Consider the following 13,798-nt stretch of genomic DNA (forward strand, 5'->3'; position numbering starts at 1 on the left):
CCTTCCCCCGGAGGACCCCGCATGCGCTCGCACCTGCTCAACGACACGACCGCGGAGCGGTACCGCCGCTCCGTGACCGACGGAGTGGCGCGGGTGGCCGCCAGACTCGCCGCCACCGACCGTCCGTTCACCGGCGTCACGGCCGACGCCCTCGCCGCCCGCATCGAGCGGATCGACCTCGACAGGCCGCTGTACGACACGACGGCGGTCCTCGACGAGCTGGAGGAGGTGTACCTCCGGGACGCGGTCTACTTCCACCACCCCCGCTACCTCGCCCACCTCAACTGCCCGGTCGTCATACCGGCGGTGCTCGGCGAGGCGGTCCTGAGCGCGGTCAACTCCTCGCTGGACACGTGGGACCAGTCGGCGGGCGGCACGCTGATCGAGCGGAAACTGATCGACTGGACGACCGGACGCATCGGCCTCGGCCCGTCGGCGGACGGCGTCTTCACCTCCGGCGGCACCCAGTCCAACCTCCAGGCGCTGCTGCTGGCCCGCGAGGAGGCCAAGACCGACTCCCTGGCGAAACTGCGCGTCTTCGCCTCCGAGGTCAGCCACTTCAGCGTGCAGAAGTCCGCCAAACTCCTGGGCCTGTCCGCCGATTCGGTCGTCCCGATCCCCGTCGACCACGACAAACGGATGCAAACGGTGGCCCTGGCACGGGAGTTGGAGCGCTGCGCAGCCGCCGGCCTGACCCCGATGGCCGTCGTCGCCACCGCCGGCACCACCGACTTCGGCTCCATCGACCCGCTCCCCGAGATCGCCGAACTCTGCGCCCAGTACGGGACGTGGCTGCACGTGGACGCGGCGTACGGCTGCGGCCTGCTCGCAAGCCGCAAGTACCGCCACCGCATCGACGGCATCGAGCGCGCCGACTCCGTCACCGTCGACTACCACAAGTCCTTCTTCCAGCCGGTGAGTTCGTCCGCCGTCCTGGTCCGCGACGCGGCGACCCTGCGCCACGCGACCTACCACGCCGAGTACTTGAACCCGCGCCGGATGGTGCGGGAGCGCATCCCGAACCAGGTCGACAAGTCCCTCCAGACGACCCGCCGCTTCGACGCGCTCAAGCTGTGGATGACGCTGCGCACGATGGGCTCGGACGGCATCGGTGAACTCTTCGACGAGGTCTGCGACTTGGCCGTCGAGGGCTGGCAACTCCTCGCAGCCGACCCGCGTTTCGACGTCGTCGTCGAGCCGTCGCTGTCCACGCTGGTCTTCCGCTGCATCCCGGCGGCGGTCACCGACCCCTCGGAGATCGACCGCGCCAACCTGTACGCCCGAGAGGCCCTGTTCGCGTCCGGTGCCGCGGTCGTCGCGGGCACGAAGGTCGGCAACCGCCACTACCTGAAGTTCACCCTGCTCAACCCCGAGACCACGGTGGACGACATCGCCGCCGTCCTCGACCTGATCGCCGGCCACGCCGAGCAGTACCTGGGAGAGCCCCTTGACCGCGCGTCCTGACACCCCGTACGACTTCGTGGGGATCGGCCTCGGCCCCTTCAACCTCGGCCTCGCCTGCCTGACCGAGCCGATCGCCGAACTCGACGGTGTCTTCCTGGAGTCGAAGCCCGACTTCGCGTGGCACGCGGGCATGTTCCTCGACGGCGCCCACCTCCAGACCCCGTTCCTGTCGGACCTGGTCACCCTCGCCGACCCCACCTCGCCCTACTCCTTCCTCAACTACCTGAAGGAGAAAGGCCGGTTGTACCCGTTCTACATCCGCGAGAACTTCTATCCGCTGCGGGTGGAGTACGACGACTACTGCCGCTGGGCCGCGAACAGGCTGACCGGCGTGCGCTTCTCGACGACGGTCGAGGAGGTCACGTACGACGACGAGGTGTACGTCGTGAGAACCACCGCCGGTGACACCTACCGCGCCCGGAAACTGGTCCTGGGCACCGGCACCCAGCCGTACCACCCGCCCGCCGTGCAGGGGCTCGGCGGCGACTTCCTCCACAACTCGCGGTATGTGCAGAGCCGTTCGGAGCTGGTGAAGAAGGAGTCGATCACGCTGGTCGGCTCGGGCCAGTCCGCCGCCGAGATCTACTACGACCTCCTGAGCGAGATCGACGTCCACGGCTACCGGCTGAACTGGGTGACGCGCTCGCCGCGCTTCTTCCCCCTCGAATACACCAAGCTGACGCTGGAGTTGACCTCTCCGGAGTACATCGACTACTTCCGCGCGCTGCCCGAGGCCACCCGCTACCGACTCGCGTCCCAGCAGAAGGGGCTGTTCAAGGGCATCGACGGCGAGCTGATCGACCAGATCTTCGACCTGCTCTACCGGAAGAACCTCGGCGGCCCCGTCCCCACCCGGCTGCTCACCAACTCCTCGCTGAACAGCGCTGCTTACGACAGCGGCAGCTACACCCTGGGCTTCCGCCAGGAGGAGCAGGGCAAGGACTTCGAGCTGACGACCGAGGGCCTGGTCCTCGCGACCGGGTACGCCTACACCGAGCCGGAGTTCCTCGCGCCGGTCCGCGACCGGCTGGTCTACGACTCCCACGGCAACTTCGACATCGCCCGCAACTACGCGATCGACACGACCGGCCGGGGCGTCTTCCTCCAGAACGCGGGCGTGCACACGCACAGCGTCACCTCCCCCGACCTGGGGATGGGGGCGTACCGCAACAGCTGCATCATCGCGGAGCTGCTGGGCCGGGAGTACTACCCGGTGGAGAAGGCCATCGCGTTCCAGGAGTTCGCGGCATGAGCGACAGGAGCGACAGGAGCGACAGGAGCGACAGGAGCGACAGGAGCGACAGGAGCGGCATCAGCAGCATGAGCGGCGGTACTACCCGGGTAGTACCCGAGGACTTCACCTTCCGCCCGGTCGACCCCCTCACCGACTCCGAGTTCCTGCACTCCTGGCTGACCCACCCCAAGGCGGCCTACTGGATGATGCTGGACGCCAGACTGGAAGACATCGAGCGCGCCTACATGGCCGTGGCCGCCGACGAGCACCAGCAGGCGTTCCTCGGCCTGGAGCACGGCGTCCCCGCCTTCGTGATGGAGCGCTACGACCCCGTCCACCGCGAACTGCCGGGCCTGTACGACCCGTTGCCCGGCGACGTCGGCATGCACTTCCTCACCCCGGCGACCGACACCCCCCGCAGCGGCTTCACCCTGGCCGTCATCACCGCCGTCATGGCCCACCTCTTCGCGGACCCGGCCGTCGAGCGGGTCGTCGTCGAGCCGGACGTGTCCAACACCGCCGTCCACGCCCTGAACGAAGCCGTCGGATTCGTCGCCGAACGCGAGATCCAGAAGCCGGAGAAGACAGCGTTGCTGAGTTTCTGCACCCGCGACCAGTTCCTCGCGAAGCGCGCGGCGGCGGTGACCGCATGAGCCTCGCCGACTCCGTGGCCCACCTCTCCCCCGACCGCTGGGAGAAGGCCAACCGCCGGCTGATCCGCAAGGCCCTCGCCGAGTTCGCGCACGAGCGCCTCCTCGACCCCGAGGAGCGGGACGGCAGTTACACGGTCCGCAGCGACGACGGCCGGACCACCTACCGCTTCACGGCCGTCCGCCGCGCCCTCGACCACTGGCAGATCGACGCGGACTCGATCACCCGCACCCGCGACGAGGCCCGACTCCCTCTGGCCGCCCTGGACTTCTTCATCGAGCTGAAGGACACGCTCGGCCTCGGCGACAAGGTCCTGCCCGTCTACCTGGAGGAGATCTCCTCCACCCTCTCCGGCACCTGCTACAAGCTCACGAAGCCCCAACTCACCTCCGCCGAACTGATCGACGCCGGTTTCCAGGCGATCGAGACCGGCATGACCGAGGGCCACCCCTGCTTCGTCGCCAACAACGGCCGGCTCGGCTTCGGCGTCCACGACTACCTCGCGTACGCCCCGGAGACCGCGAGCCCGGTCCGCCTGGTCTGGCTCGCCGCGCACCGCTCGCGCGCCGCGTTCACGGCGGGCGCCGGCATCGAGTACGAGTCGTTCGTACGGCGGGAGTTGGGCGCGGAGACCGTCGACCGGTTCGAGGCACGCCTGCGTGAACTCGGCCACGACCCCGCCGAGTTCCTCCTCGTCCCGGTCCACCCGTGGCAGTGGTGGAACAAGCTCGCGGTGACGTTCGCGGCGGAGGTCGCGCGCGGGACGCTCGTACCGCTCGGCGAGGGCGACGACGCGTACCTGGCCCAGCAGTCGATCCGCACCTTCTTCAACAGCTCCCACCCCGAGAAGCACTACGTCAAGACGGCGCTGTCGGTCCTCAACATGGGCTTCATGCGCGGGCTTTCGGCCGCGTACATGGAGGCGACCCCGGCCATCAACGACTGGCTGGCCGGGCTGATCGACAACGACCCGGTGTTGAAGGAGTCCGGCCTGTCGATCATCCGGGAGCGCGCCGCCGTCGGCTACCGCCACCTGGAGTACGAGGCGGCGACGGATCGCTACTCGCCGTACCGCAAGATGCTCGCCGCGCTCTGGCGGGAGAGCCCCGTCTCCGCGCTCCGGGAGGGCGAACAGCTCGCCACGATGGCCTCGTTGATCCATGTGGACCACGAAGGCCGGTCGCTGGCCGCCGAGTTGATCGAGCGGTCGGGCCTGCCACCCGCCGCGTGGCTGAGGCGCTACCTGGACGCCTACTACACGCCGCTGCTGCACTCCTTCTACGCCTACGGCCTGGTGTTCATGCCGCACGGCGAGAACACGATCCTGGTGCTGAAGGACGGCGTCGTACGGCGGGCAATCTACAAGGACATCGCCGAGGAGATCGCCGTCATGGACCCGGACGCGGTACTGCCGCCCGAGGTCCGGCGGATCGCCGTCGAGGTCCCCGAGGACAAGAAGCTGCTGTCGCTCTTCACGGACGTCTACGACTGCTTCTTCCGCTTCCTCGCCTCCGACCTCGCCGCCGAAGGCGTCCTCACCGAGGGCGAGTTCTGGCGGACGGTCGCGGAGACGACCCGCTCCTACCAGGAGGCGCACCCCGAACTCGCCGAGAAATTCCGGCAGTACGACCTGTTCGCCCCCGAGTTCGCGCGCTCCTGCCTCAACCGGCTCCAGCTGCGCGACAACGAGCAGATGGTCGACCTGGCCGACCCGGCGGGCGCCCTCCAGCTGATCGGCACCCTGAGGAACCCCGTCGCGGGGTACTGATCAAGAGACGGGCGCCTCCGAGTACGGTCCTCGGGGGCGCCCGTCGCCTTCTGGTGGACAATCATGGCATGGCGGAAATCATCCAGAAGGACGGCACCTGGATCTTCGACGGCGACCGGCTGAGGCTGACGCCGGGACACGACAAGAACGTGAGCCCGCTCCGCAAGGAACTGGGTGAACTCACCGTCCCCCTGGAGGCGTTGGCCGGTGTCTCCTTCGAACAGGGCAAGAAGAACGGCCGGTTGAGACTGCGCCTGCGCGACGGCGCCGACCCCCTGCTGCTGGCCACCGCGGGGCGGCTCACCGAACCCCACGACCCCTATCAACTCGTCGTCGAGTCCGACCGCTACGGCGTCGCCGAGTACCTGGTGGACGAGGTGCGGGGCGCGCTGCTCCTGGAGCAGGTGCCGGGCACCCCGGTGGACGCGTTCCTGCTGGCGGGGCCCGCCGTACCGCTCTCGGTGTCCGCCGGGGACGGCAGCGCGAGCTTCGACGGGGACACCGTGCGGCTGGAGTGGAACTGGAAGACCGAGGACGCCAAGTCGGCCGCCGGAGCACGGCAGTTGGCGATCGGCGACATCCTCGGCGTGGAGTGGCTGCCGGCCGCCGGGCTGGAGAACGGGCATCTGCGCTTCACGGTCCGGGGCGCGGCCACGAAGGCGCCGCCGAAGTACGACCCCAACTCGGTGGAGCTGTGGGGGTTCAAGAAGGACCCGCTGATGGCGCTGGTCGCGGCGGCGGTCCAGGCCCGGCTCCCGCATCCGGCGGCGGCTCCCGGCACCGCCGTACCGGCCGTCGAGCCGACTCCCGTACCAGCCAGCGGAGATGACCACGACGCGCTGCTGCGGCGGCTGCGCGAACTCGGGGAGCTGCACCGGGACGGGGTGCTGACGGACGACGAGTTCACGATGGCCAAACAGGCCGTCCTCAAACGCCTTTGACACCAACGGCGTTGAGGACAGCCCGCAGCTCGTTCAGAAGTAACACCCTGCCTTCCGGGCCTACTTGCTGAACACGCTCACTTCGCGCGCCGCGCCACCGTGAAGTGGTCGACCTGCTCGCCGGTCTCGGCGATACCGCGCACGGTCAGCGTCGCCGTACGGCCCTTGGCGGCCGGGGTGACGTCGACGCGCAGGAACGAGTAGTCGAGGTAGCGCACGCGCGACCAGGTGACCGTCTCGTTCACCTTGCCGTCCTTGGTGTTGATGAAGGAGGCGACGGAGTCGACCTCGTTCTCGTGGCCCTCGTACGACAGCGGCGCGGTGAACGCGTACAGGCTGCGGCCCGCCGCGCCCGCCGTGACGTAGACGACGCCGTCGGTCTCGGGGTACGCCGTACCGCCGATCGGGAGCTTCTTGGTGACCGCGCCCTTCTTGATGACGTCGGTGCGCTCGTACTGGTGGTTGTGGCCGTTGATGACCAGGTCCACCGTGTACTTCTCGAACAGCGGCACCCACTCCTGCCGGACCCCGCCCTCGGAGGCGTGCGCGGTGGAGGTGCAGTAGGCGCAGTGGTGGAAGAAGACGACGACGAAGTCGATGTCCTTCGCGGCGCGGTACTTCTTGAGCTGCGCCTCCAACCATTTGGTCTGAGTCCCCCCGGAGATACCGAGGTTGGCGGGGATCTCGAACGAAATGTCGTTGGCGTCCAGGGAGATGATCGCCGTGTTGCCGTAGGTGAAGGTGTAGACGCCCGGCAGGTTCTTCTTGTCGGGGCCGTTGTCGGGGAGGTTCCAGCGGGCCTCCTCGCCGCCGTAACCGTTGGGCGAGTACCAGGCCTCCATGTCGTGGTTGCCGTAAGCCGGCATCCACGGAACGGACTTGGCGACCGACTCGGTCTGCGCGAGGAACTGGTCCCACACGCGCGAGTCGAAGCCGGTGTCCCCGGTCTTGCCGGCGCCGGTCGGGTCGGCGTACGCGATGTCGCCCGCGTGCAGGTGGAAGGCCGGATTCTGGCCCAGGAGAAGGGAGTTGTTGGCGAGGCCGTGGTAGCTGACGCCCTCGTCGCCGAACGCGGTGAAGGTGAACGGCGCCTTGTGCGCGGGCGCGGTGGTGAACGTGCCGAGCGTGCCCAGGAGATGGGGCGCGGCCGGGTCGAAGCCGGCGTGGCCGACGCCGTAGTAGTACGTCTTGCCGGGGCGCAGGTGGGTCAGCTTGGCGTGCAGGTAGTACTGGGTGTGGTTGCCGCTCGCGCCGACGCCGGCCGGCGTGAAGAGCGTGCGGACCTCGGCCTCGATCTTGCGGGAGAGGTCCCAGGGGTGGGCGCCGATGCGGATGTACGGCTTCTTGACGGCGACCGGGACCTGCCAGGAGACGGTGATCTCGGTGCGGGGGTCGTTGCCGTAGGCGAGGTGGCGGCCGAAGGGGGCGACGAGGGAGCCGTCGACCTTCTCGGCGGCCGGCCGCGCGGCCGGTGTGCGGGGTGCGGCCTGGGCGGTGGCGCCCGGCACGAAGACGCCGCCGGCGACGGCGCCGAGGGTCACGGCGCCGCCTCTGACCATCGACCGGCGGGAGAACTTGGCGCGCAGGTACTCGTGCTGCTCCGCCATCGTCATACGGGCGGCGAGCTGCTCGGGTACGCCCATGCGTGGAGTGTCCATGAGGTCTGAAATTGGTCGTTCCGGACGACGCCCGACAAGACGCCGAATGGACGATGTACGAACAAGGGCTCATGAGACCTTCAACACCACCCCAAGAGTTTCCCTCCCGGGTTTCCCGCAGGGGCGTGCCCGATAGCGGGCAGATTTCTTGCGAAAGACGCCCTTGTCCCTCAGGATCTACCGGGTGCACGACGAACTCGTTGATCATCTGATGCGGTCCACGCCCCTCCAGCGGGGCGAGGCGCTGCGGGTGATCCAGGACGTGCTCGCCTACTTCGACGAGACGACGGAGGACTACGTCCGCCGCCGCCACCGGGAGCTCCAGACGCAGGGTCTGGTGAACGCGGAGATCTTCGAGCGGATCGAGGCGGAACTGAAGTACAGGGCGGTCGCCCCGCCGGAGCTCTCGCTCCGGCAGCTCCGGCGGATCGTCTACGGGTAGTCACTCCCAGGAGTGACTCGGACCATGAGGACCTTTTACGTATGTGCGGAATTGTCGGATACATCGGCAAGCGTGATGTGGCACCCCTTCTCCTTGAGGGTCTCCAGCGTCTGGAGTACCGGGGGTACGACTCGGCGGGCATCGTCGTGTCCTCCCCGAAGTCGGCCGGTCTGAAGGTCGTCAAGGCCAAGGGCCGCGTCCGTGACCTGGAGGCGAAGGTCCCGGCGCGCTTCAAGGGCACGACCGGCATCGCGCACACCCGCTGGGCCACCCACGGCGCCCCCTCCGACCTGAACGCGCACCCGCACCTGTCGGCCGACCTGAAGGTTGCCGTCGTCCACAACGGGATCATCGACAACGCCTCCGACCTGCGGCGCAAGCTGGAGGCGGACGGCATCGAGTTCCTCTCCGAGACCGACACCGAGGTCCTCACCCACCTGATCGCCCGCTCGCAGGCCGAGAAGCTGGAGGACAAGGTCCGCGACGCGCTGCGCCTCGTCGAGGGCACGTACGGCATCGCCGTCATGCACGCCGAGTTCCCCGACCGCATCGTCGTCGCCCGCAACGGCTCCCCGGTCGTCCTCGGCATCGGCGAGAAGGAGATGTTCGTCGCCTCGGACATCGCCGCGCTGGTCGCGCATACCCGTCAGGTGGTAACGCTGGACGACGGCGAGATGGCCACGCTGAAGGCGGACGACTTCCGTACGTACACCACGGAGGGGACCCGTACCACTTCGGAGCCGACGACCGTCGAGTGGGAGGCCGCCTCCTACGACATGGGTGGCCACGACACCTACATGCACAAGGAGATCCACGAGCAGGCGGACGCCGTGGACCGCGTCCTGCGCGGCCGGATCGACGACCGCTTCTCCACCGTCCACCTCGGCGGCCTCAACCTCGACGCGCGCGAGGCCCGGCAGATCCGGCGCGTGAAGATCCTCGGCTGCGGCACCTCGTACCACGCGGGCATGATCGGCGCCCAGATGATCGAGGAGCTGGCCCGCATCCCCGCCGACGCCGAGCCCGCCTCCGAGTTCCGCTACCGCAACGCCGTCGTCGACCCCGACACCCTGTACATCGCCGTCTCCCAGTCCGGTGAGACGTACGACGTCCTCGCGGCCGTCCAGGAGCTGAAGCGCAAGGGCGCGCGCGTCCTCGGCGTCGTCAACGTCGTCGGCTCGGCGATCGCCCGCGAGGCGGACGGCGGCATCTACGTGCACGCGGGTCCCGAGGTCTGCGTCGTCTCCACCAAGTGCTTCACCAATACGACGGTGGCGTTCGCGCTGCTGGCCCTGCACCTGGGCCGTACGCGCGACCTCTCGGTGCGCGACGGCAAGCGGATCATCGAGGGGCTGCGCAAACTCCCGGGCCAGATCGCGGAGATCATGGCGAACGAGGCCGAGTACGAGAAGCTGGCGGCCGAGTTGGCGGAGGCTCGCTCGATGCTGTTCATCGGGCGCGTGCGGGGCTACCCCGTCGCCCGTGAGGCGTCCCTGAAGCTCAAGGAGGTCTCCTACATCCACGCCGAGGCGTACCCCGCCTCGGAGTTGAAGCACGGCCCCCTCGCCCTCATCGAGCCCGCCCTGCCGACGGTCGCCATCGTCCCCGACGACGACCTGCTGGAGAAGAACCGCGCCGCGCTGGAGGAGATCAAGGCCCGCAGCGGCCGGATCGTCGCCGTCGCCCACCGCGAGCAGGAGAAGGCCGACCGCACGATCGTCGTCCCGAAGAACGAGGACGAGCTGGACCCGATCCTGATGGGCATCCCGCTCCAACTCCTCGCGTACTACACGGCGAAGGCCCTGGGCCGCGACATCGACAAGCCGAGGAACCTGGCGAAGTCGGTGACGGTCGAGTAGAGATTTTCTCACCACCCGACCACCGAAGCGATAATTGAGGAACCCCCGCGGCGAGCAACCAACTCCGCGAGAGCGGCGCCGGTTTAGGCGCGAAGGCAGGAACGGACCCTCTACGATGCCACCTTCGCAGAGGGTCCGTTCATCGGTGCCGGGGACGCCCAACTCCCCGGCTGCGGCTGCCATTCAGCCGGTGGCCGTCACCCCCCGGCCGGCAGCGCGTCCACGTCGGGGCAGGGCGGTGGGCCAGTGGGCCAGGGCCGCTGTCGCCGCGTACCAGGCGACCGCGCCCGCCGCGACGGCGAACCAACCGCCCACCTTGGCCAGGGAGTCGGGGCCCCACAGCCGCGCGACGGCCGTCAGGACCAGCGCGACGAGGAACAACCCGTAGGTCCCCTGGGCGAGTTGGTCCCCGCCGGAGACGGTGAGGGACAGGGCGATGAGCGCGAACAGCAGCAGGAACAACCCGGCCGCGTTGTCGGAGACCTGGTTCCCGGCGGACACGGCCCAGGTGAACCAGAACGCCCCGACGGCCACGAACCCGGTCCCGTTCAGGGTGTCGTGGTCCCGGAAGGCGAAGAGTCCGGCGACGAAGAGGGTGACTCCGCCGACGTAGTGGGCGACGGAGACGGCGTCGGCCGCCGAGACCCCGTCGATGACATCGGCGTACCCGAGCCCGAAGGCCAACAGGGTGACGGCGAGGGCGAGTCGGCCGGCGATCGTTGAGGTGCCTGTGATTCCCGCAGGGACGTCGTTGGCCACGGCGGGGCTCCCTTCAAGCATGTGCAGTTGTGCGGTGTGCGATATATGCCCTTCACCAAGGCACGAACACCTCTACGCGTCGGTAGGTTCACGCCCGCGCAAAAGCCTGACCTCAGCAGTCACCCGTCCCTCAAAAGGCTTACGGGTACTACGGGATGACGACCACTACGGGATGACGACCACGGGCCGCTGCGCGCGCTTCGCGAGCCGCCCCGCGACGGAGCCGAAGATCCGGCCCACGATGCCGTGCGTGGAGCCGACGACGATCGCGTCCGCCTCGTACTCCCGCCCCACCTCTTCGAGTTCGTGGCAGATGTCGCCGCCGCGCTCGACGAGGATCCACGGCACCTCGGACAGGTACTCCGCACAGGCGAGTTCGAGGCCGAGGACCTCCGTGCGGTGGTCCGGGACGTCGACGAAGACCGGGGGCTCGCAGCCCGCCCACACGGTCGTGGGCAGCCGGTTGGCGACGTGGACGATGATCAGACCCGAGCCGGAGCGGTGGGCCATGCCGATGGCGTACGCGAGGGCCCGCTCGCTCGACGTGGAGCCGTCGAAGCCGACGACCACGCCGTGCTTGAAGGCGGGATCGCAGAGGGGGCGTGCGTCTTCCGCCGCCAGGGGCTCGGCCGCCGTTGGGTCGGCGACGGGCCGCTTGCGGTCTGCGGGTTCGAAGAATTCGTGACCGGCCATGGCTGTCTCGGCGAATCGATCCTTGTGTTGGGAGGGCGACAGGAGCGGCGGAGCTGTTGTCCGGGAATCATCTTCCCAACCCCATACCCCCAAGGGTACGGCGGCACGCCTCCTCAGCCCATATCCCGTGCCCTACCGGTGGGGGTTCCAGGGAGCATGCACGAGGTGGCGCCCGTAACGCAATGGTTGCTGCCCCGTGCAGGCGGTTTGCACAGGATTCGCTGACGCGGCACCCGCGCCCGAGTGACCGACCGGTCGAACGGGCGTTGAACCCGGTGCCCGACCGCACCCCCGACCACCCCGCCGACCGCCTCCGGGAGACAGGAAGCCCACCGTGCCCGTACCCCGTAGTACCTCCGAGGGACCCCCGGGGTCCCCCGAGGACCGGACGACCGATCTCATCCGCTGGGCGGTCTTCTCCTGTCTGCTCGTACCCGTAGTACTCCTTTGGTACGGCACCTCGCTCGGCGGCACCGCCGGCACCGCGCTGGGGCTGGCCGCCGTGACCGCCGTGTGCCGGGTACTGCTGCGGCAGTCGGAGCGCTGCGAGGCGCGCGTACTCGCCGAGGAACACGCGCCGCACCCGCACCACCACAGGCGCCCCGCGCGTGCGGGCACGGGCGCGCACCGAGGCGGACGTCACACCGGAGGAGGCTCACCGGTCGGCTGACCGGTTTCCGCGCACAACCACATCGCTTTTCAGCCAACTTCCCGCACCTGTGCATCAGCTGGTCCGAACACCCCCCACCCCCCGTTTGACCTGCACGGAAAGGGTCTCAGGGCCCCCCTGCACCCTACGCAGATTAGCCACTGCCACGAGGCGCACTTCCCTGCACGTCCTCGTAGTGCAACGCTTCGTGATCGAATGCTTCACGCCAAGTTGCCATGTCGACAATGCGCCGGGTGGAGAACTGGCCACCGCGGCGCGACGCGACACAGTAGATTCGATCTTGACTGTCTACGGCGGGGGACTCGTGCAGGACCGAGGGGAAACGTGCAGGAGCGACACAACCGAGGAGCCGCGACCACCGAGGGGGGCTTAGCAGGATGAGCCACGACTCCACTGCCGCGCCGGAAACCGCTGCCCGGAAGCTTTCCGGGCGCCGCCGCAAGGAGATCGTCGCGGTGCTGCTGTTCAGCGGCGGCCCCATATTCGAGAGTTCCATACCGCTGTCGGTGTTCGGCATCGACCGCCAGGACGCCGGCGTACCGCGCTACCGCTTGCTGGTGTGCGCCGGTGAGGACGGCCCGCTGCGGACCACAGGGGGCCTGGAACTCACCGCGCCACACGGCCTGGAGGCGATCTCCCGCGCCGGGACGGTCGTCGTACCGGCCTGGCGCTCGATCACCGCGCCACCGCCCGAGGAGGCGCTCGACGCGCTGCGCCGGGCACACGAGGAGGGGGCCCGCATCGTCGGGCTCTGCACGGGCGCCTTCGTGCTGGCAGCCGCGGGGCTGCTGGACGGCCGCCCGGCGACCACTCACTGGATGTACGCGCCGACCCTGGCGAAACGTTATCCGTCAGTGCACGTCGATCCGAGAGAGCTGTTCGTCGACGACGGCGACGTCCTCACGTCCGCCGGTACGGCGGCCGGGATCGACCTGTGCCTGCACATCGTGCGCACGGACCACGGCAACGAGGCGGCCGGCGCGCTGGCCCGCCGGCTTGTCGTCCCGCCGCGCCGCTCGGGCGGTCAGGAGCGCTACCTCGACCGCTCTTTACCAGAGGAGATCGGGGCCGACCCGCTCGCCGAGGTCGTCTCCTGGGCGCTGGAACACCTCCACGAACAGTTCGACGTGGAGACGCTCGCCGCGCGCGCGTACATGAGCCGGCGCACGTTCGACCGCCGGTTCCGCTCGCTGACCGGCAGTGCGCCGCTCCAGTGGCTGATCACCCAGCGGGTGCTCCAGGCACAGCGGCTGCTGGAGACGTCCGACTACTCGGTGGACGAGGTCGCGGGGCGCTGCGGCTTCCGCTCGCCGGTGGCGCTGCGCGGGCACTTCCGCCGGCAGCTCGGGTCGTCGCCGGCCGCCTACCGGGCCGCGTACCGGGCCCGCCGGCCGCAGAGCGAGCGCCAGTTGGACAGTGATCCGACACCGGCCCCGCTGGGTCCGCCGTCCCCGGGGATGCACTCCGAGGCGCCGGTCCCGCTCCAGGCCCGCCGTACGGCGTCCGTCGGCTCCTCCGCGTCCGGGCTCTCCCCGGACCACGCGGTCTCCCGCGACCGCGACCGGGACCCGTACGCCGGCGCCCGCGCGGCCCTGCCGGGGCAGCGCAGCGGAGGCTGACCATACCGATCGGTCGACCGGCCGACGTCCGGCCCGGAGG

Annotated in this window: 12 protein-coding genes; 9 read left to right on the plus strand and 3 right to left on the minus strand. The window is 69.3% G+C overall.

The features are described from left to right. Nucleotides 1-21 precede the first annotated feature (21 nt). The 5 genes from desA to ACQCO7_RS15400 all read left to right on the plus strand — a co-directional run bounded on the left by desA (nt 22) and on the right by ACQCO7_RS15400 (nt 6,058). On the plus strand, nt 22-1,464 hold the full coding sequence (gene desA / locus ACQCO7_RS15380; protein WP_464072375.1) for a lysine decarboxylase DesA: 1,443 nt from the start codon (nt 22-24) through the stop codon (nt 1,462-1,464). Further along, entirely contained in the window at nt 1,448-2,716 is a 1,269-nt protein-coding gene (locus ACQCO7_RS15385) for a lysine N(6)-hydroxylase/L-ornithine N(5)-oxygenase family protein (RefSeq protein WP_464072376.1), read from the plus strand. Before desA ends, ACQCO7_RS15385 begins: the two co-directional genes overlap by 17 nt. A 68-nt stretch (nt 2,717-2,784) precedes the next feature. Then, nucleotides 2,785-3,351, plus strand: a complete 567-nt coding sequence (locus tag ACQCO7_RS15390) for a GNAT family N-acetyltransferase (RefSeq protein ID WP_464077209.1) — start codon at nt 2,785-2,787, stop codon at nt 3,349-3,351. Continuing rightward, the gene (locus ACQCO7_RS15395) at nt 3,348-5,117 is read left to right on the plus strand and encodes an IucA/IucC family protein (protein ID WP_464072377.1); all 1,770 of its coding nucleotides are present in this window, start codon (nt 3,348-3,350) and stop codon (nt 5,115-5,117) included. The genes ACQCO7_RS15390 and ACQCO7_RS15395 overlap by 4 nt, the downstream gene beginning before the upstream one ends. Nucleotides 5,118-5,185: 68 nt before the next feature. Next, nucleotides 5,186-6,058: a DUF4429 domain-containing protein gene (locus ACQCO7_RS15400; RefSeq protein WP_464072378.1), complete on the plus strand. Its 873-nt coding sequence runs from the start codon at nt 5,186-5,188 to the stop codon at nt 6,056-6,058. A gap of 77 nt (nt 6,059-6,135) precedes the next feature. On the opposite strand, the gene ACQCO7_RS15405 is transcribed toward ACQCO7_RS15400, so the two are convergent. After that, the gene (locus tag ACQCO7_RS15405; RefSeq protein ID WP_464072379.1) at nt 6,136-7,701 is read right to left on the minus strand and encodes a purple acid phosphatase family protein; all 1,566 of its coding nucleotides are present in this window, start codon (nt 7,699-7,701) and stop codon (nt 6,136-6,138) included. Nucleotides 7,702-7,900: 199 nt separating this feature from the next. Between ACQCO7_RS15405 and ACQCO7_RS15410 the strand changes: the two genes are divergently transcribed. Both ACQCO7_RS15410 and glmS read left to right on the plus strand, forming a co-directional pair. Next, a complete protein-coding gene (locus tag ACQCO7_RS15410; protein ID WP_464072380.1) occupies nt 7,901-8,158 on the plus strand; it encodes a hypothetical protein in 258 nt (85 codons plus the stop codon). Between the two features lie 41 nt (nt 8,159-8,199). Next, nucleotides 8,200-10,017, plus strand: coding sequence for a glutamine--fructose-6-phosphate transaminase (isomerizing) (glmS, locus tag ACQCO7_RS15415; protein WP_464072381.1), 1,818 nt, complete (start codon nt 8,200-8,202; stop codon nt 10,015-10,017). A gap of 183 nt (nt 10,018-10,200) precedes the next feature. Here the strand turns inward: glmS and ACQCO7_RS15420 are convergent, their stop codons facing one another. Then, on the minus strand, nt 10,201-10,776 hold the full coding sequence (locus tag ACQCO7_RS15420) for a GPR1/FUN34/YaaH family transporter (protein WP_464072382.1): 576 nt from the start codon (nt 10,774-10,776) through the stop codon (nt 10,201-10,203). A gap of 165 nt (nt 10,777-10,941) precedes the next feature. After that, a complete protein-coding gene (locus ACQCO7_RS15425; RefSeq protein WP_010350209.1) occupies nt 10,942-11,469 on the minus strand; it encodes a universal stress protein in 528 nt (175 codons plus the stop codon). Between the two features lie 334 nt (nt 11,470-11,803). On the opposite strand from ACQCO7_RS15425, the gene ACQCO7_RS15430 reads away from it, so the two are divergent. Both ACQCO7_RS15430 and ACQCO7_RS15435 read left to right on the plus strand, forming a co-directional pair. Then, the gene (locus ACQCO7_RS15430; protein WP_464072383.1) at nt 11,804-12,139 is read left to right on the plus strand and encodes a hypothetical protein; all 336 of its coding nucleotides are present in this window, start codon (nt 11,804-11,806) and stop codon (nt 12,137-12,139) included. Between the two features lie 377 nt (nt 12,140-12,516). After that, nucleotides 12,517-13,758 carry a helix-turn-helix domain-containing protein gene (locus ACQCO7_RS15435; RefSeq protein WP_464072384.1) on the plus strand — a complete coding sequence of 414 codons (1,242 nt, stop codon included), beginning with the start codon at nt 12,517-12,519 and terminating at the stop codon, nt 13,756-13,758. The last annotated feature ends 40 nt before the right edge of the window (nt 13,759-13,798 follow it).

This window comes from Streptomyces saintjeani, assembly GCF_055409605.1.